The organism is Actinomadura sp. 6N118 (assembly GCF_044326415.1).
Lineage (GTDB): Bacteria > Actinomycetota > Actinomycetes > Streptosporangiales > Streptosporangiaceae > Spirillospora.
Genome location: NZ_JBIRAZ010000028.1, coordinates 21,066 through 39,898 on the forward strand (window position 1 = coordinate 21,066; position 18,833 = coordinate 39,898).

14 protein-coding genes are annotated in these 18,833 nt (G+C 70.2%); 10 read left to right on the forward strand and 4 right to left on the reverse strand.

Annotated features, from left to right (window positions below):
• The first annotated feature begins 103 nt into the window (after positions 1-103).
• From ACH34W_RS46900 to ACH34W_RS46945, 10 genes are all read left to right on the forward strand, one after another.
• On the forward strand, positions 104-1,210 hold the full coding sequence (locus ACH34W_RS46900; RefSeq protein ID WP_395967740.1) for a PfkB family carbohydrate kinase: 1,107 nt from the start codon (positions 104-106) through the stop codon (positions 1,208-1,210).
• Complete coding sequence (locus tag ACH34W_RS46905) at positions 1,186-2,478, forward strand: extracellular solute-binding protein (protein WP_395967741.1); 1,293 nt, start codon at positions 1,186-1,188, stop codon at positions 2,476-2,478. The genes ACH34W_RS46900 and ACH34W_RS46905 overlap by 25 nt, the downstream gene beginning before the upstream one ends.
• The gene (locus ACH34W_RS46910; RefSeq protein WP_395967742.1) at positions 2,479-3,453 is read left to right on the forward strand and encodes a carbohydrate ABC transporter permease; all 975 of its coding nucleotides are present in this window, start codon (positions 2,479-2,481) and stop codon (positions 3,451-3,453) included.
• On the forward strand, positions 3,450-4,382 hold the full coding sequence (locus ACH34W_RS46915; protein ID WP_395967743.1) for a carbohydrate ABC transporter permease: 933 nt from the start codon (positions 3,450-3,452) through the stop codon (positions 4,380-4,382). The genes ACH34W_RS46910 and ACH34W_RS46915 overlap by 4 nt, the downstream gene beginning before the upstream one ends.
• The gene (locus ACH34W_RS46920) at positions 4,375-7,314 is read left to right on the forward strand and encodes a glycoside hydrolase family 2 TIM barrel-domain containing protein (RefSeq protein WP_395967744.1); all 2,940 of its coding nucleotides are present in this window, start codon (positions 4,375-4,377) and stop codon (positions 7,312-7,314) included. Before ACH34W_RS46915 ends, ACH34W_RS46920 begins: the two co-directional genes overlap by 8 nt.
• On the forward strand, positions 7,311-8,210 hold the full coding sequence (locus tag ACH34W_RS46925; protein ID WP_395967745.1) for a sugar phosphate isomerase/epimerase family protein: 900 nt from the start codon (positions 7,311-7,313) through the stop codon (positions 8,208-8,210). Before ACH34W_RS46920 ends, ACH34W_RS46925 begins: the two co-directional genes overlap by 4 nt.
• Positions 8,207-9,307, forward strand: a complete 1,101-nt coding sequence (locus tag ACH34W_RS46930) for a Gfo/Idh/MocA family protein (protein WP_395967746.1) — start codon at positions 8,207-8,209, stop codon at positions 9,305-9,307. Before ACH34W_RS46925 ends, ACH34W_RS46930 begins: the two co-directional genes overlap by 4 nt.
• Before the next feature lie 97 nt (positions 9,308-9,404).
• Positions 9,405-9,899 (forward strand): MarR family winged helix-turn-helix transcriptional regulator, encoded by a 495-nt coding sequence (locus ACH34W_RS46935; RefSeq protein ID WP_395967747.1) that lies wholly within the window; start codon positions 9,405-9,407, stop codon positions 9,897-9,899.
• Entirely contained in the window at positions 9,896-10,858 is a 963-nt protein-coding gene (locus ACH34W_RS46940; protein ID WP_395967748.1) for an ATP-binding cassette domain-containing protein, read from the forward strand. Before ACH34W_RS46935 ends, ACH34W_RS46940 begins: the two co-directional genes overlap by 4 nt.
• Positions 10,855-11,718, forward strand: coding sequence for an ABC transporter permease (locus ACH34W_RS46945; protein ID WP_395967749.1), 864 nt, complete (start codon positions 10,855-10,857; stop codon positions 11,716-11,718). The genes ACH34W_RS46940 and ACH34W_RS46945 overlap by 4 nt, the downstream gene beginning before the upstream one ends.
• A gap of 422 nt (positions 11,719-12,140) precedes the next feature.
• Here the strand turns inward: ACH34W_RS46945 and ACH34W_RS46950 are convergent, their stop codons facing one another.
• The 4 genes from ACH34W_RS46950 to pheS all read right to left on the reverse strand — a co-directional run bounded on the left by ACH34W_RS46950 (position 12,141) and on the right by pheS (position 18,804).
• Positions 12,141-12,875: a hypothetical protein gene (locus ACH34W_RS46950; protein WP_395967750.1), complete on the reverse strand. Its 735-nt coding sequence runs from the start codon at positions 12,873-12,875 to the stop codon at positions 12,141-12,143.
• A 98-nt stretch (positions 12,876-12,973) separates the two neighbouring features.
• On the reverse strand, positions 12,974-14,755 hold the full coding sequence (locus ACH34W_RS46955) for an ABC-F family ATP-binding cassette domain-containing protein (RefSeq protein WP_395967751.1): 1,782 nt from the start codon (positions 14,753-14,755) through the stop codon (positions 12,974-12,976).
• A gap of 393 nt (positions 14,756-15,148) precedes the next feature.
• Positions 15,149-17,695: a phenylalanine--tRNA ligase subunit beta gene (gene pheT / locus ACH34W_RS46960; RefSeq protein ID WP_395967752.1), complete on the reverse strand. Its 2,547-nt coding sequence runs from the start codon at positions 17,693-17,695 to the stop codon at positions 15,149-15,151.
• On the reverse strand, positions 17,695-18,804 hold the full coding sequence (gene pheS, locus ACH34W_RS46965) for a phenylalanine--tRNA ligase subunit alpha (protein ID WP_395967753.1): 1,110 nt from the start codon (positions 18,802-18,804) through the stop codon (positions 17,695-17,697). The genes pheT and pheS overlap by 1 nt, the downstream gene beginning before the upstream one ends.
• Positions 18,805-18,833 lie beyond the last annotated feature (29 nt).

An 18,833-nucleotide genomic window follows, 5' to 3' on the forward strand; every position in this document is an offset into this window, starting at 1 on the left:
TGAAAAATTTTGCTCACTCTATTGCGCATCTCTGCGCAGGTGTGGACGATATGCCCAACCAAAAGGCCGCTAACGGTCCTGCCTCTCCTCAAAGGTCACTTTGATGATCAGACCTGGTACGTCACGGTCCGCGGACGTCGACGTCCTCCTGTCAGGACTGCTGTTCCACGACCTGGTCTTCACCGGACTCGACCAGCCGCCCAAGCCGGGCGCCGAGGCGTGGAGCACGGGGATGGGCGCCGGTCCGGGCGGCATCGCCAACTTCGCCGTGACGCTCGCCCGGCTCGGCCTGCGCACGTCGCTGACGGCCGCGTTCGGCGACGACCGGAGCGGCCGCGACTGCTGGGAGGCCCTCGAGACCGAGGGCGTCGATCTGTCGCTGTCACGACGGTTCGGCGGCTGGACCACGCCGATCACCGTGGCGCTCGCCTACGACGGCGACCGTGCCCTGGTGAGCCACGGAACCGCCCCTCCCGAGCTGCGGGTCACGCCGCCGGGAGCGCGGGCGGCCGTGCTCCACATCGCGCAGGAGCCCATTCCCTGGTTGGAACGATCCGACCTGGGCCTGGTCTTCGCCGACCTCGGCTGGGACTCGTCCGGGGAGTGGTCCACGGACGCCCTCGGCCAGCTCGCCCACTGCCACGCGTTCATGCCCAACGCCCACGAGGCCATGTCCTACACGCGGACCGACACCCCCGAGGCGGCGGTCGCGAAGCTGGCCGAGCTCGTCCCGCTCGCCGTCGTGACCCGCGGCGCCGGTGGAGCGGTCGCCATCGACGGCTCCACCGGTGAGACCGCCGCCGCGGACGGGGTCCCGGTCGCCGCCGTCGACCCCACCGGGGCCGGCGACGTGTTCGGCGCGAGCCTGGTCGCCGGGACGCTCGCCGGCTGGCCGCTGGCCCACCGGCTCCGCTTCGCCAACCTGTCGGCCGCGCTCTCGGTCCGTCGTCCCGGCGGGTCCCTGTCCGCACCCGGCTGGGCCGGAATCGCCGAATGGTGGCGCGCCGTCCCGGCCGACCCCGAGCTCCGCCGCGTCTACGCGTTCCTCGACGATGTCATCCCCGAGGTCATCCCCGACGTCATCGCCGCCGCTCCCGATGCCGCTCCCGATGCCGCTCCCGCACCGGTGCCCGGGGCACCGGACATCCAGGCCCCCGCCACCCTCTCCCCAGAAGGATCATCACGATGGAACTCACACGCAGACGACTGATCCAGACCGGCCTGCTCACCGGCGCGGGACTCGCCGCGAACGCATGCGGCGGCGGCTCGTCGGGCAAGGGCGCCGACAGCCTGGCCGGACAGAAGATGGCCGTCTGGGTCTGGGACGGCTGCATCAGCATGAACGTCCTCAAGGACGGGGTCGCCCACTTCGGCCAGACCAAGCTGACGCCCTCGGTGATCGGCGGCACCTTCAAGCAGAAGCTGCTCACCACGATGACCAGCCGCGCGTTCCTGCCCTCGATCACCGGTGTCAAGGGCGAGGACATGCCCTTCTTCAAGGGCACCAAGGCCGACCAGTTCGTCGACCTCAACACCCTCGGCGCCGACAAGATCTCCTCGCAGTACGTGGCGTGGAAACTGAAGCAGGCCACGACCAAGGACGGCAAGCTCCTCGGCCTGCCGATCGACATCGGCCCCTGCGCGCTGTTCTACCGGCAGGACATCTTCGCCAAGGCCGGGCTGCCGACCGAGCCCAAGGACGTGTCCGCGGCGATGTCCACCTGGGACGGCTACTTCGACGCCGGTGTGAAGCTCAAGAAGGCCGTGCCCGACTCGTACCTCATCGACGACGGAAGCTCACCGTTCGCCTACACGGTCAAGCAGGGCACCAAGCTGTTCATCGACGAGAACAACCACTTCATCGCCGACCAGCCCCACATCCGCACCGCCTGGGACCGGGCGATCAAGGCCATGCAGCTCGGTATCGTGGCGCCCTACGCCGAGCCGGGCACCACCGACTCCAACGCCGCCTACAACAACGGCACGGCCGCCAGTTCGGTCGGCGCGGCCTGGCACTACCTCGACCTGGTGCAGGCTGCCCCCAAGACGAAGGGCAAGTGGCGGGTCGCGACGATGCCGGGCGGGCCGGCCAACTTCGGCGGCTCGTTCCTGAGCATCCCCGCGGGAGGCGGCGACCACGCGCTGGCGTTCGAGGTCATCACCTGGCTGCTCAACCCGCAGAACGAGGCCCGCACCTGGGTCGACAACGGCAACTTCCCCGCCGCCCCGGCGAGCTACTCCCTGCCCGAGCTCACGGCGCCCGTCCCCTTCTTCGGCGGCCAGAAGACCATCGAGATCTTCGCGCCCGCCGCCGACAAGATCCCCGTCGCCTACGAGGCGCCCGGGGACGCGGCCGTCTCCACCCCGTTCCTGTCGGAGTTGAAGGAGGTCTGGGCGAAGAAGAAGGACCCGGAGAAGGCCTGGAACGACGCGGTCAGCACCGCGAAGCAAGTCGCCCAGCGCGAGGGCGTGAGTTAGATGGTCGCGACCCGGGCCGGCACGGGGCATCCGCGAATAAAAAAGAGGGCCCTGAAGAAGAGGGCGGAAGAGAAGAGGGCGCTGCGGACCTACTGGCGGCAGTACCTCGCGATCTCGCCGTTCTACGTGCTCTTCGCCGTGTTCATGCTGGGCCCCGTGCTGTTCTCGCTCTACCTGGCGTTCCACAAGTGGGACGGCCTGGGGCCCATGGAGTTCGTCGGGCTGCGGAACTTCCGGTTCATGGTCAAGGACGGCCTGTTCTGGCAGTCGCTGACGAACACGTTCGCGATCTGGTTCCTGTCCACGGTCCCCATGCTCCTGCTGGCCCTGGTCCTCGCGGCGATGCTGAACTCGTCGGTGCGCTTCGGCGGTTTCTATCGGGTCGCGTTCTTCATCCCCAACGTCACATCGATCGTCGCCATCGCGATCTTCTTCGGCTCCGTGTTCGCCAACCAGGTCGGCCTGGTCAACGTCGTCCTCCAATGGCTGAACGTGGGGACCGTCGGCTGGCTGACCGACAGTTTCGCGATCAAGCTCGTCATCTCGGCGCTGATCACCTGGCAGTGGACGGGGTACAACGCGATCATCTACCTGGCCGGCATGCAGGCGATCTCGTCGGAGCTGTACGAGGCCGCCCGGATCGACGGCGCCGGGCCGGTGAAGTGCTTCCTGAAGATCACGCTGCCGCTGCTCCGGCCGGTCATCCTGTTCACGGTCATCATGTCGGCCATCGGCGGCATGCAGACCTTCACCGAGCCGCAGGTGCTGTTCGGCACCGTTGACGCGACCAACCCGGACAACGGCGGACCGGGCCACGCAGGGCTGACCACCGTCCTGTACCTGTACCGCGAGGCGTTCAGCTTCAACCAGCTGGGCTACGGTGCCGCGATCGCCTGGGCGCTGTTCCTGGTCATCCTGCTGTTCACCCTCATCAACTGGCGCCTGATCGCGGGCTCGGGAAGGAGGGACCGGTGAGTCAGGCGGTGAGCGACCAGAGCGTTCCCGTGACCGGGGCCGGGGCCGGGGCCGGGGCCGCGCACAAGGCGCACAGGGTCAAGCGGGTGAATCAGCGGGCCAGGGCCGTGAAGCGGGCCAAGAGGGTCGCCCTGCACATGCTGCTGATGCTCGGCATGCTCGTGTCGGTGTTCCCGTTCTACTGGACGGCGGTGATGGCCACCAACACCACGGAGGACATGTACCGCAACCCGCCGGCACTCGTCCCGGGGCCGCACCTGGTCGGCAACATCCAGCGTGTCTTCGACAACGTCGACTTCATGGGGGCGCTGGCCAACACGATCATCGTCGCCTGCGCGACGACCTTCCTGGTGCTCCTCATCGACTCGCTGGCGGCGTTCACGTTCGCCAAGTACGAGTTCCCGGGGAGCCGGATGCTGTTCCGGGTCCTGCTGCTGACCCTGATGCTGCCCGCGCAGCTGTCCCTGATCCCGCGCTTCGTCCTCATGGTGGAGCTGGGCTGGGCGGGCTCGCTGAGTTCGCTGATCTTCCCCGGGGTGGCCAACGCGTTCGGCATCTTCCTGATGCGCCAGTACATCCAGGGGTCCGTGCCGGACGACCTGCTCCAGGCCGCCCGCCTCGACGGCTGCGGGTTCCTGCGGCAGTACTGGCACGTCGCGCTGCCCGCCATCCGGCCGGGCCTGGCCTTCCTCGGCATCTACACGTTCATCATCGCCTGGAACGACTACGCCTGGCCGCTGGTTGCGCTGGTCGACCCGGAGAAGGTGACCCTGCAGGTGGCTCTCGCCCGGCTGAACACCGCCCACCACACCGACTACAGCATGGTGATGGCCGGGACGCTGCTCGCCGTCCTGCCGCTCGTCGTGGTGTTCATCCTGTTCGCCCGGCAGTTCATCCGGGACGTGATGAAGGGAGCGCTGCGTGGTTGATCGTCCATGGGCCTGTCCGGAGCTCACCGGATGGCGGCGGCTGCCGATGAACGCCGTCCGCCGGTCTCCGGGCCTGCCCCTGGACGGCCGCTGGCGGTTCCAGCTCCTGCCCGCACCCGGCGCCCCGCTCGGCGCCGAATGGGGGCGGGCGGACGTCCCCGGTTGCTGGACCATGCAGGGCACGGCCGACTTGCCGCAGTACACGAACTACCAGATGCCGTGGCCGGACCTGCCGCCGCGTCCTCCCCTGGCCGGCCCGACCGGTGTGTACGAACGGGACGTGGACGTGCCGGCCGCCTGGGCCGGGCGCAGGGTCGTGCTGCACGTCGGGGCGGCGGAGAGCTGCTTGATCGCACAGGTCAACGGCGCCGACGCCGGGATCGGCAAGGACTCCCACCTGGCGAGCGAGTTCGACGTCACCGAGTTCGTGCGGCCGGGCGAGACCAACACGATCCGGCTCACCGTGGCCAAGTGGTCCGACGCCACGTTCATCGAGGACCAGGACCACTGGTGGCACGGCGGCATCACGCGCCCGGTGTTCCTGTACGAGACCGCCCCCCTCTATCTCGCCGACCTGGACGTCACGGCGCGCGGCTACGGGGTCCTGCGGGTGGACGCGGAGGTGCGCTCGGCGCAGGGTCGCCTGCCCGCCGGGTGGCATGTCTCCGCGAGCCTCGACGGGCTGGAACTGAGCGTGGACGAGGAGCACGCCGCTCTGCTCTCCGAACGGGGGCAGGTCTCGACGTGGCTCGGCCGGACCCGGTTGCGGACGATCGTGCCGGACGTCCGTCCGTGGTCCGCGGAGACGCCCGCGCTGTACGGCCTGACCGTGCGCGTCCACGGCCCGGACGGGACCGTCGCCGACGAGACGACCGTGCGGGTCGGCTTCCGGGACGTCGAGATCGTCGGCCGCGACCTGGTGGTGAACGGCGAACGGATCTACATCCGCGGGGTGAACCGGCACGATTTCCATCCGCGGACGGGCCGGGTGGTCTCCGTCCACGACATGCGGGCCGACCTGACGACCATGAAGCGGTTCGGCTTCAACGCCGTGCGGACCTCCCACTACCCGAACGACCCTGCCCTGCTCGACCTCGCCGACGAACTCGGCCTGTACGTGGTGGACGAAGCCGACATCGAAAGCCACCGGTACGCCCGCGAGATCGCCGACGACCCCGCGTACCTGCCGGCCTTCCTGGACCGGGTGTCGCGGATGGCCCGGCGCGACAGGAACCATCCCAGCGTCATCGTCTGGTCGCTCGGGAACGAAAGCGACTACGGCACGGGCCACGACGCGGCCGCGGGCTGGCTGCGCGCGTTCGACCGGACGCGGCCGATCCAGTACGAGGGCGCCGTCAAGTACGACTTCGACCGCGGCGCGATCAGCGACATCATCTGCCCGATGTACGCCTCCGCCGAGAAGATCGCCGGTTACGCCCGTTCCGGCAGGCAGACCAGGCCGCTCATCCTCTGCGAATACTCGCACGCCATGGGCAACAGCAACGGCGGCCTCGCCCACTACTGGGAGACCATCGAGTCGACCCCCGGTCTGCAGGGCGGATTCATCTGGGAGTTCTGGGACCACGGCCTGCTGCAACGGATCGGCGACGGCCTGCCTGCGGGAGACGACGGGGACTACTCCGCCGGGACGACGGGACCCGGGTACCGGTGGGCCTACGGCGGCGACTTCGGCGATGCGCCCAATGACGGCAACTTCTGCATCGACGGCGTGGTCTTCCCCGACCGCACGCCGAAGCCGGTGATGTACGAGCACCGTGAGCTCGCCGCCCCGATCCGGCTGGAGGCGTCCGGTGACGGCGTCCGGGTGCACAACCGCCAGCACTTCCGCGACCTCGCTTGGCTGGCCGCGGAGTGGCGGATCGAGGAGGAGGACGCGCCTGGCCGTGCCGTGCCCGCCGACCTGCCGGACATCCCCGCGGGCGGCTCGGCGGCCATCGCATTGCCCGCCGAGCTGGTGCGCGACCTGCCCGGCGAAGGCGAGATCTGGCTGACCCTGCACACGACCGTTCGTGAAGACCAGCCGTGGGCACCGGCGGGCACGACCGTCTGCCTGCCGCAGATATGCCTGCGCGACGAACAGCGGGACCTCCTGCACCGGTTCGGCGAACGCCACCGGCCGCCACGAGCGGGACCCGCCCCCGGCGTGCCCGCCGGTGCTCCGATCGAGCTCGACGGCGCGGGGCTGCTGCTGCACCCGCTGCTCGCCGCGGCGCCGCGGCTCAGCGTGTGGCGGGCGCCCACCGACAACGACCGGCTGGCCGGGGTCGCCGCCCGCTGGGCGGAACGAGGACTGCCCGATCCCGCCCGCGAACTGATCGACGTGGTCCGCCACGGCGACCGCGTCAGCGTCCGTGTCCGCTACCTCGACGGCCTGATCACCCATGAGCAGGTGCTCGCGCCGGCGGGCGAGGCGATCCTGATCGAGGAGACCGCCGTGCTCGGCGACGAGCTGGCCGATGTCGCCCGCGTCGGCACCGTCTTCGAGACCGTCGCCGGGTTCGACCACGCCGAATGGTTCGGGCAGGGACCGTGGGAGACCTACCCGGACCGCTGCGCCGGCGGCCCCGTGGCCGGGCACCGGGCACGGATCGACGATCTGTTCACCCCCTACGTGCGGCCGCAGGAGAGCGGAGGCCGGCACGGCGTCCGCCGGTTCACCCTCACCGGAGAGGCGAACACGCTGCGGATACGGCTCGACGAGCCACGCCAGGTGAGCATCACCCGGTACCGCGCGGCCGACCTCGCCGCCGCGGCCCACCACGACGAGCTGGCACCGCGGGCGGAGTGCGTCGTGCACATCGACACCGCCCACCGTGGCCTCGGCACGGCCTCCTGCGGGCCCGACACCCAGCCCGCGTACCTGGTGGGAGCGGGGACGTATCGATGGTCCTGGACTTTGGAGACCCGATGAACGGCGCGACCCGGGTGGCCAGTGCCCCGGTGAACTTCGGCATCTACGGATCGACCGGGGCGAAGCCCGATCCCGACGAGCTGCTGGCGAGCATGGCCGACGCCGGATACGACGGCACCGACTCCGGCCCCATCGGCTACCTCGGCGCGGATCACGAGCTGGCCGGCCGGCTGGCCGGCCACCGGCTCGGCCTGGCAGGGGGCTGGGTGGACCTGCGCTATGGCGATCCCGGCGGGTTCGAGGAGGACCTCGGCGGGCTCCGCCGCGCGCTGGAGTGGTTCTCCTCCGCAGCGCCGGACGATCCGCGGTTCGCACCGCGCCCGACGCTGGCCTGTCCGGGCAACCCGCGGCGTTTCGCCCGCCCCGGCGTCCCCGTCCAGCCCGGCGTGCCCGACGCGCAGTGGCCGGCGTTCGCGGCGCGCGTCCAGCGCGCCGCCGACGTCTGCCGCGCCGCCGGCCTGGAACCCGCCTTCCACCATCATCTCGGCACCGACGTGGAGACCGCCGAGGAGGTCGAGCGTCTCCTCGACCTCACCGACGTGGGGATCTGCCTGGACACCGGCCATCTCTGGCTCGCCGGCGGGGACCCGCGGGCGGCCCTGCGGGCGTGGGCGGGCCGCATCACCCAGGTGCACATCAAGGACGCCCGCCGCGACCTGCTCGCCCAGACCCGCGCCGACGGCGGGGACCTGACCGAGCTGGTGCGCCGCGGCGGTTTCTGCGCGCTGGGCGACGGAGACCTCGACATACCCGGGTTCGCCGCCGCGCTCAAGGAGTGCGGTTACACCGGCTGGGTCGTCGTCGAACAGGACGCGCCCGCCACCGGCCAGGATCTGGACACGATCCTCGCCGACCAGCGCGCCAACCGCGAACTGCTGAGGCGAGCCGGCCTGTGAGGATCAGGATCGCCGTCGCCGGCCTGGGCGTCATCGCGCAGACAGTGCACCTGCCACTGCTGGAACGGCTCCGCGACCACTTCGAGATCACCGCGGTCTGCGATCTCTCGGCCGCGCTGACCGCGCGTGTGGCCGCCAGATACGGGGTGCCCGCGTGCCACACCGACCTCGAGACGATGCTGGTGAAGGGCGGGTTCGACGCGCTCGTCCTGCTCACCTCCGGCTCGCACGGCACGGCCGCGGCCATGGCACTGCGGCACGGCTACCCCGTGCTGTGCGAGAAACCGCTCGCCTACACCCGCGCCGAGGCCGCCGAACTGGCCGCGCTCGACACCGGGCCGTCGCCGAAACTGATGGTCGGCTACATGAAGCAGTACGACCCGGCGGTCATGCGGCTTACCCGGGCGATGCCCGAGGCACACGCCATCCAGGTGACGGTGCTGCATCCGAGCGACGCCTCGCAGCTGGCCTTCGCCAACCTGCCCGCCCCGCCGGACGACGTGCCCGCCGGCGCCCTCTCCGCGCTGCGCGCCGCCGACGACGGCCTCCTGCGGACGGCCATCGGCGACGCCCCGCCCGCCGCGCGGGGACTGTACACGGCGATCCTGAACAGCATCAGCCACGACCTGTCGCTGCTGCGCTTGCTGGCCTGCGGCGCCGCAGACGTCGACCACGCCGCCGTCTGGTCCGGCCGCACACCGGGCGACCGGTCGATCGAGCTGACCGGCCCGCTGCGGGACGGCGGCCGGTACGCCATCCACTGGCACCTGCTGACCGGCTACCCCGCCTACCGGGAGACCGTCGCGATCCAGCACGCCACCGGGTCCGCCGAGCTGGTCTTCCCGACGCCCTACCTCCTCGGCGCGGCGACCCGCCTCACCCTCGTCGAAAGCGACGGCGGCGCCGAACGGCGCACACGGTACGCCGACGTGACCCCGTCGTTCCAGAACGAACTGCTCGCCTTCCACGCCATGGTGACCGAGGGCGTGCCGCCACTGACCGGAGTCGTCGGCGGCGCCGAGGACATCGTCATCGCACAGCTCGCCGTCCGCCGCCTCCGCGGCATCACCACAGCCGGCGAAGCGGCCGAGCTCTGATCGCTCCGGCTGGCCCGGATCTGCACGGCGGATAGCCATCGTTACTTCGAGGGCTAAAGATTTGACAACTAAATATCTGGTGCCTAAGCATAGAGCCGTGGACGCGAAGAAGCTGGGATTCGGCGACCTGGACGGCCTCGGCCCCATGGAGGAGTGGCCGATCGGCCGCCTCTTCGCCGCGGCGTCCCGGTTGGCCGGGCCCGTGATGTGGCGGCTGATCGAGAAGCACGGGACGAGCCCCGCCGGGTTCTTCGTCCTCCGAGCGCTCGCCGGCGAGGACGGCTTGCGCCCCGGGGAGCTCGCCAAACGGCTGCTCATCTCCCCCGCGACCGTCACCACCGTGGTCGACACGCTGGAACGCAACGGCCATGTCGAGCGGCGCCGGGACGAGCGCGACCGGCGTGCCCTGCGCGTCCACATCAATCCCTCCGGGCTCGCGGTGGTCAGCGAGACCGGCGCGGCCATGAAGGACGACATCTGGAGCATGTACGACGTCGTCGACGAAGAGGACGAGCCGGCCGTCCGCAGGTTTCTGCTCCGCCTGATCGAGAAGTTCGACTCGGCCGAAGCCTACGAAGGAGACCCCCCGTGACCGAGCCACCTCCGGACATCGCCATCGGCGCGGTGGACCTTCACAAGACCTACAAGAGCCCGCGCGGCGACGTGCCCGCGGTGCAGGGCATCGACCTCGACGTCCGGCAGGGCGAGTTCTTCGGCCTGCTGGGTCCGAACGGCGCCGGCAAATCGACGACCATCGGCATGCTCACGACCCTGGTGGTGCCCACCTCCGGCTCCGCACGCGTGTGCGGATTCGACGTCGAGAAACAGCCGGTCGAGGTCAAGCGCCGGATCGGCATGGTGTCGCAGAACAACACCCTCGACAACGACCTCACCGCGTTCGAGAACCTCGAGTTCCGGGGCCGCTACTTCGGCATGAGCGCCCGCGACGCCCGCCGCCGCGCCGAAGAGCTCCTGGAGCTGTTCAACCTGACCGATCGGCGTGAGGGCAACCCGTTCGAGATGTCGGGCGGCCAGGCCAAGCGCCTCATGATCTGCCGCGCCCTCGTTCACCGGCCCGAAGTGCTCTTCCTGGACGAGCCGACCGCCGGACTGGACCCGCAGACGCGCGTCAACCTCTGGGAGATATTGCGCGAGCTCCAGAAGGCCGGGCAGACGATCGTGCTCACCACCCACTACATGGAAGAGGCCGAGGCGCTCTGCGACCGGGTCGCCGTGGTCGACCACGGCAAGATCCTGGCCAGCGGCACCGTCGAGGAGCTGAAGGGTGCCGCCGGCGCCGACACCGTGCTCACCGTCGCCTACGACGGCGCGGTCCCGGATCTCAACGGCCTGCGCGACCGCGACGGCATCTCCAAGGTGGAGCTGTCCGGCAACCAGGTGCGGGTCTTCGCCCACGAGGCCGACGGCCTCCTCGGCGAACTCGTGGCCCTCGGCACCTCCGCCGGCGTCAGCGTGACCGACGCGTCCCAGCTGCGCCCCAGCCTGGAGACCGTCTTCCTCACCCTCACCGGACGGGAGTACCGCGAGTGACCACCAAGACAGCGCATGCCAAGAGAGCGCAGGCGGAGACCCTGACCGCGCCGCCCGCCGTACGCCCCACCATCCCGCGCACGTTCATGGCGATGATGGCCCGCGAGGTCCGGGTGATGCGCAAGAACTTCATGTCCACGTTCGTCCGCGTGCTCGCCCAGCCGCTGATGTTCGTCTTCGTCTTCGCCTACGTGCTGCCCAAGATCGGCGGCGGCATGGCGGGCCAGGGCGGCGCGACGTTCGCCACGATCCTGGTGCCCGGACTGGTCGGCTCCTCGATCATGATGCAGGCCATGATGGCGGCCATCTTCCCGCTGATGATGGAGCTGACCTGGCAGCGCTCGATCACCGACCGCGCACTGGCGCCCCTGCCGATCCCCCTCCTGGCGATCCAGAAGATCGTGGCCGCCGCGCTGCAGGGCCTGATCGGCGGTCTGCTGGTCTTCCCCGCCGTGTTGTTCATCCACGCCGACGGCCAGGCACCCGAGGTCCACGTCGCCAACTGGCCGATCTTCCTGGTCGTCATGATCACCGGCGCGCTCCTGGCGGCCTCCGGCGGCCTGCTGCTCGGCACCCTGATCAACCCGCAGAAGGCCCAGGTCCTCTTCGCGGTGATCCTCATGCCGATCACGATGCTCGGCTGCGTCTACTACCCGTGGTCCGCACTCGACAACGTGCGCTGGCTGCAGATCGCCAGCCTCTTCAATCCGCTGGTCTATCTGAGCGAGGGCCTGCGCGCCGCGCTGACCCCCGACGTCGGCCACATGCCCACGTGGGCGTTCCTGCTCCCCCTCATCGGCGGCACGATGGCCCTGACGTGGTTCGCGACCCGAACGTTCACCAAACGTGTCCTCACCTGACGGCCCAGGGAGGCGAGAGGCGCCGGTAAAGCGGGACCCGGGGGTCTTGCCGCCCCCGGGTCCCTAGGTTTACCGCCCAATTCGCACGCCGGCACATATAAGGATGTGGATCAGTTATCAAGGCCCTTGCGCGTTACCTTTACGCTATCGCCCCACGAGCGGAGCGAGCCGGACTCGAACCAGCATCTCAAGGGGGTTCGTCCACATCCGATCGATCCGGCGATCGGCGGTGAATGCTGAGTCTGGAGCGAGAATCTGAGGTTGAGCGGACGGCTGCCTCTACCGATTGGGCTACCCCACCGCGAAAGTGGTGGGGGCGGGATTCGAACCCGCACTGTCACTCGTCCTGGTCAGCTTCGGCTTCAGCTTCAGCTTGCGCTCCTCGCGCACCCCCCGCTCGGCGGCGGGGGGATCCTATGCAGTTATCCGAACAGGTAGGCGAAGACGGCCTCGCCCACGCGCTGGTCGGTCACCTCGGCGCCGTTGGCCTCCTCACGCGCGAACTTCACCGCGTTCTGCAGCTTCTCCAGCCGCTCCAGCAGTTCGTTGACCCGCTTGGCGGGCAGCGAGCCGGAGAACTTGACCGTAGTCCAGTATCCGACCGGGATGTCCTCGTAGTACACCTCGACCTGCGCCGGGTGCTTCTCGGTCGCCTCGGCCTTGACGTGGTTGCGCGGGACCTTCTTCGTCTTGACCGTGCGGACCGGCTCGGTGCGCCACACGTCGGTGGACGCGTCGTACGTCCAGGCCTCGGCGGCGTCCAGCACCGGCAGCTTGCGCACGAACGTCTGCAGGTCCTTGAGCTGCTTTTCCAGGAAGAGCAGGTAGGTGACCGGCGCGTCCCGTACCAGCGTCGTGCCGTCGACCGTCACGTCGGCGCGGGCGACGCAGTTCGCCCAGTCCTTGGTGGCTGTCACGTCGAAGAGCCGGGTGAGCGAGGTGCTCACGTCGCGCAGCACGTCGTCGACCTTGACCTGCACACGGGTCGACTCGGACGGCAGCTGCTCGCCCTCCTCGTCCTTGGGCTGGTACGTCCGCGAGATGCCCGACAGCAGCGGCGCCTTCTGTACCGAGTGGTGTGCCTCGGTGAGGTCCTGGAAGGACTTGCTCTTCACGCCCTTCTCCACCGCGATGATCTGATTCAGTTTCGTCGCCACTGGTGTCGCGCCCCCTTTCGATTCGACCATGACCGTAGCAGCGACGAATCCCTCACATCACCGCATTTTCAGAGCACTGATGTTGTCAGGGAAACCTCCTAGTACTGCGCTAGCTCCTCTTCGTCGATCTCAGTCAGGCCGGTGGTGCGGTCCAGGCGGAGCCAGCGGGTGATGCCGATGCTCTGCAGGAACGGCAGGTCGTGGCTGACCACGACCAGCGCTCCCCGGTAGGCCTCCAGGGCCTGGCCGAGCTGGCGCACGCTGGCCAGGTCGAGGTTGTTCGTCGGCTCGTCCAGCAGCAGGAGCTGCGGGGCGGGCTCGGCGAGCAGCAGCGAGGCCAGCACGGCCCGGAAACGTTCGCCGCCGGACAACGTGCCCGCCGGCTGGTCTGCCCGTGCGCCACGGAACAGAAAGCGCGCGAGGCCTCGGCGGATCGTGTTCACCGACGCCGACGGGGCGAACGTGCGCACGTTGTCGATGACGCTCAGATCCTCGTCGAGCACGTCCAGGCGCTGCGGCAGATACCGCATGCCGTTCACGCCGACCTTCACTGCACCTTCTGGGGGGCTACCCCCAGACCCCCGCGGACTCCCCATCACGCCTTGCTTCGCGGCGGCGTGCGGGGCTGTTTCTTCTGGGGGGCGACCCCCAGACCCCCGCGGTTCCCCCATCACGCCTTGCTTCGCGGCGGCGTGCGGGGCCCCTATACCTTCGGCCACCGAGTCACCGACCAAGGCGCGCAGGAACGTCGTCTTGCCCGCCCCATTAGGGCCGACCAGGGCGATCCGTTCCGGGCCCCGGACGATGAGCTCGTCCATCGTGCCCGGCTCAGGCTCGGCCGCCGTGAGGCCCGTGACCGTGAGCACCGTGCGGCCCGCCGGAACCTCGGTCGCGGGAAGGGCGACCCGGATCTCCGCGTCGTCTCGTACCGCCTCCTCGGCCTCGGTCAGCCGTTCCTTGGCGTCGGCGAGCCGTTCCTCATGCATGATGCGGTGCTTGCCCGCCGCGACCTGCGCCTGGCGTTTGCGCTGCTGCATGATGATTTTCGGCTCGCGCTTCTGCTCGTACATCTTGTTGCCGTAGCGGACGCGCCGGGCCAGCTTGACGTGTGCTTCCTCCAGCTCGCGCTTCTGCTTGCGCATATGCGTCTCAGCCGTCCGGACCATGCGCTCGGCCGCCTCCTGCTCGATGGCGAGCGCCTCCTCGTACTCGGTCAGGTTGCCGCCGAACATGCGGACGGCACCGTCGCGCAGGTCGGCGATCTCGTCGACCCGGTCGAGCAGGGCACGGTCGTGGCTGACGACGACCAGCACGCCCGGCCAGGCGGTGACGGCGTCGTACAACCGGCGCCGCGCGTCCAGGTCGAGGTTGTTGGTCGGCTCGTCGAGCAGCAGGACGTCCGGCTGCGCCAGGAACAGCGCGGCCAGCCCGACCATGACCGTCTCGCCGCCCGACAGGGTGGCCACGGTCCGGTCGAGGCCGAGGTGGTCCAGGCCGAGCCGGTCGAGCTCGGCGCGGGCCCGTTCCTCGACGTCCCAGTCGTCCCCCACCGCAGCGAAGTTCTCCTCGGTGGCCTCCCCGCGCTCGATGGCGAGCAGCGCGGTGCGGGCCTCGCTGATCCCGAGCAGGTCGGCGACGGTACGGGCGGTGCCGAGTGGGAGGTTCTGCGGCAGGTAGCCGACCTCCCCCGCGACACTGATCGTGCCCGCCGCCGGACGCAGTTCACCGGCGATCAGCTTCAGCAGCGTGGACTTGCCTGATCCGTTGACGCCCATCAGCCCGGTGCGGCCGGTGCCGAACGCGACGTCCAGCCCGTCCAGCACCTGCGTGCCGTCCTGCCAGGTGAACGAGACGTCCTGGCAAACGATCGAAAGAGACATGAGCGGTTCCTCCATGACGCGTCGAGATGATCAAAGGACACGTGGAGACACCGCGGTCTGGCACCGCGTGCGGACGCCGGACATGAGAAAAGCCCGGACAGAGGGGTCCGCTGAGATCGCATGCGCGAGCCTGAGAACGGCTACAGCGCCCGGGGGACTGGGGGTGTCCCCCAGAGAACACCAGGGCTGTGGCGAAGCTGACCGAAGGTCAGCGAGCAGCCTGCGCGGTGTCTGCGATCTCAAATCCTCAAAGGACTCCCCAACCGGGCGGCGATGTGACTTTTGGAGAGTACCCCAGGAGGCTAATGCAACGCAAGTAGTGTTAGTGGAAAAAATTTTGGAGAGCACGAAGGGCCCCGCACATCCGTGCGAGGCCCCTTGCCGTGTGGATGGTCAGGCACCCCGGAGGACCGCTCCGGTGCGCTCGGCAGCCGCCGCCACGGCCGCGTCGCGGGCGGCGGAGGCGTCCTCCGCCGTCAGCGTGCGGTCCGGGGCGCGGAACCGCAGCGTGTAGGCGAGGGACTTGCGCCCCTCTCCCACCTGCTCGCCGGTGTAGATGTCGAACAACCGGATCGACTCCAGCAGTTCGCCCGCGCCGGTGCGCAGCGCCGCCTCGACGTCATCCGCGGGCACCGCCCCGTCGACGATCAGGGCGACGTCCTGGGTCGCGACCGGGTAGGGCGACACGTGCGGCGCGGTCGGGCTGGCCGGGTCGCCGAGCCTGCGCAGCTCCAGCTCCATCGCGCAGGTGCGCGGCGGCAGCCCGTACGCCTTGATGACGCGCGGGTGCAGCTCACCGGCGTGCCCGACCAGGGTCTCGCCCAGGTAGAGCGCGGCACAGCGGCCAGGGTGCCAGGGTGCGTGCTGGTCGGCCTTGACGGTGAGCTCGACGCCTGCCTCGCGGGCCACCGTGCGGGCGGCCTCAATGGCGTCGGCCCAGGTGGCGGGACTGCCCTTGCCCCACCAGCCGGACGGCTCGCGCTCGCCCGCCAGCACGGCGGCCACGCGCAGCGGCTGGTCGGGCAGCGCGGCGTCGACCGAGGCGATCTCCTCGGGCGTCGGACCGCGGTCGACCGCCAGCCGGGGCGCACGTTCCGGGGCGCCCGGGCGGGGCCGGAACACCAGGCCGAGCTCGAACAGGCCGACGTCGCCGAAGCCGCGGCCCACGTTGCGCCCCAAGGCCTTGAACAGGCCGGGCAGCAGCGTGGTGCGCAGCAGCGGCTCGTCCTCGGAGAGCGGGTTGGCCAGCCGCAGCGCCACACGCCGCGCGTCGTCGGCGGGAAGCTGGAGGGAGTCCCAGTCCTTCGCCGCGACGAACGGGAAGTTGAGCACCTCGGCGTAGCCGGAGCCCGCCAGCGCGCGGCCGACGCGGCGGCGCAGCCGCTGCTGCGGCGTCAGGCCGCGACCGGCGGCCGGACGCGGCGCGCGGGCCGGGATGTTCTCGTAGCCCTCAAGGCGGATGACCTCTTCGGCGAGGTCGTTGGGGTCGTTCAGGTCGGGTCGCCATGTGGGCGGGGTGACGACGAGCGGGTCGTCGCCCTCGACGGCGCAGCCGACCTGCTCCAGGCGGCGCACAACGGTGTCGCGGCCGTACGTCACGCCGGCGACGCGGTCCGGGTGACCGGCGGGCATCGTGACCGTGACGGGCTCGACCGGTGCCTGCGCGTGCGTCACGCCGGGCACGACCTCGGCGCCGCCCAGGTCGGCGAGCATCCACGCCGCGCGGTACGAGGCGTACAGCGGCAGCTCGCGGTCGACGCCGCGCTCGAACCGGTAGGACGCCTCGCTGTGCAGCTTGTGGCGGCGCACCATCCGCGCGGTGCCGATGGCGTCGAAGTGCGCGGCCTCGATCACCATGTCGGCCGACTTCTCGTCGATCTCGGTGTTGAGGCCGCCCATCGAGCCCGCCATCGAGATCGGGCCCGACTCGTCGGTGATCAGGATGTCGCCGGGGTCGAGCTTGCGCTTGACGTGGTCGAGCGTCTCCAGGGTCTCGCCCGCCTCGGCGCGGCGCACCACGATCGGGCCGGTGAGCTTGCCGCGGTCGAACGCGTGCAGCGGCTGGCCCAGCTCCAGCATCAGGTAGTTGGTGACGTCGACCGCGAGCGACACCGGCCGCATCCCGGCGCGGAACAGGCGCACCCGCATCCACATCGGGGTCTGCGCGTCCGGATCGAAGCCGCGCACCTCACGAAGCACGAACCGGTCGCAGGCGGTCGGGTCGGCGATGCTCGCGGGGTAGGCCTCGGCCGTGTCGGCAGGCAGCTCCACCTCACTCTGGGGGGACGACCCCCCAGCAACCACAGGGCCGCTGCCCCTCGCTGCGCTCGGGGCAGCGGCGGCCGGATCCGTGAACGCAACGCCGTAGGCGGTGGCCGCCTCGCGGGCGATGCCGCGGATCGACAGCGCGTAGCCGCGGTCCGGCGTGACGGCGATGTCGAGCACGTCGTCACGCAGGCCGAACAGCTCGATCACGTCGGTGCCGACCGGCTCGTCCCCGGGCGGGAGAACGAGGATGCCGGCGTGGTCGTCGCCGATGCCCAGCTCGCGCACCGAGCAGATCATGCCCTCGGACACCTTGCCGTAGGTCTTCCGGGAGCCGATCTTGAAGCCGCCGGGCAGCTCGCCGCCGGGCAGGATGACGACGACGCGGTCGCCGACCGCGAAGTTGGCAGCGCCGCAGATGATGTTCTGCGGCTCGCCTGTGCCGTTGGCCTGGCCGACGTCGACCTGGCAGTAGCGGATCGGCTTCTTGAACTCGGTGAGCTCCTCGATCGCCAGCACCTGGCCGATCACCAGCGGCCCGGTGAGGTCGGCGCCGGCCTGCTCGACGGTCTCGACCTCCAGCCCGGCGTCGATCAGCTTGGCCGCCAGCGCACGGCCGGTGACCCCGGCGGGGAGCGCCACGTACTCCCGCAGCCACGAAAGCGGGGCGCGCATCAGATCTCCATCCCGAACGGAAGGGTGAAGCGGACGTCGCCCTCCACCATGTCGTGCATGTCCTCGACGCCGTGCCGGAACATCAGCGTGCGCTCCACACCCAGCCCGAACGCCCAGCCGCTGTAACGATCGGGGTCGATGCCGCAGGCGACCAGCACCCGGGGGTTGACCATGCCGCAGCCGCCGATCTCGATCCAGCCCTCGGAGCCGCAGGTGCGGCACGGCTCGGCGCCCGGCTCGACCGAGGCACCGCGGCAGACGAAGCACTGCATGTCGACCTCGGCCGACGGCTCGGTGAACGGGAAGTACGAAGGGCGCATCCGCACGTCCAGGCCCTCGCCGAACATGCCGTTGACGAACGCGTCGATCCCGCCGCGCAGGTCGGCCATCGTGATGCCCTCGTCGACCACCAGGCCTTCGAGCTGGTGGAAGACCGGGCTGTGCGTGGCGTCCAGCTCGTCGGTGCGGAACGTGCGGCCCGGCACCACCACGTACACCGGCAGCTCGCGCGACAGCAGAGCGCGGATCTGCACCGGCGAGGTGTGCGTGCGCAGCACCAGGTCGGACTCCTCAGACTCCACGAAGAAGGTGTCCTGCATGGAGCGCGCCGGGTGGTCGGGCTTGAAGTTGAGAGCGTCGAAGTTGAACCAGCCCGCCTCGACCTCGGGCCCCTCGGCGACCTCGAAGCCCATGGAGACGAAGACGTCGGCCATCCGGTCCTGGACGGTGGTCAGCGGGTGCCGTGCGCCGCGCGGGGCGCGGTCCCAGGGCAGTGTGACGTCGACGGTCTCCTCGACGAGCACGCGCTGGTCGCGCTCCTCCTCCAGTTCGGCCTGGCGGGCCTTGACGGCCTGGGCGACCGCGCCGCGGGCGGCGCCGATGCGCTTGCCCGCCTCGGCGCGGGCCTGCGGCGGCAGCGCACCGATCTCCCGGTTGGCCAGGGCCAGCGGGGACCGGTCGCCGGCGTGCGCCAGGCGGACTTCCTTCAGGGCGTCGAGGTCGCCGGCCCCGGCGATGGCCGCCAGGGCCTCGTCGCGGGCCCGGTCGAGCGCTTCGGGCTGCAACGCGGACACCTCGACTGGGTCGTAGGACTTGTTGGGTGCAGACATGGTGGTGAGACAACTCCGGCTCGGCATGG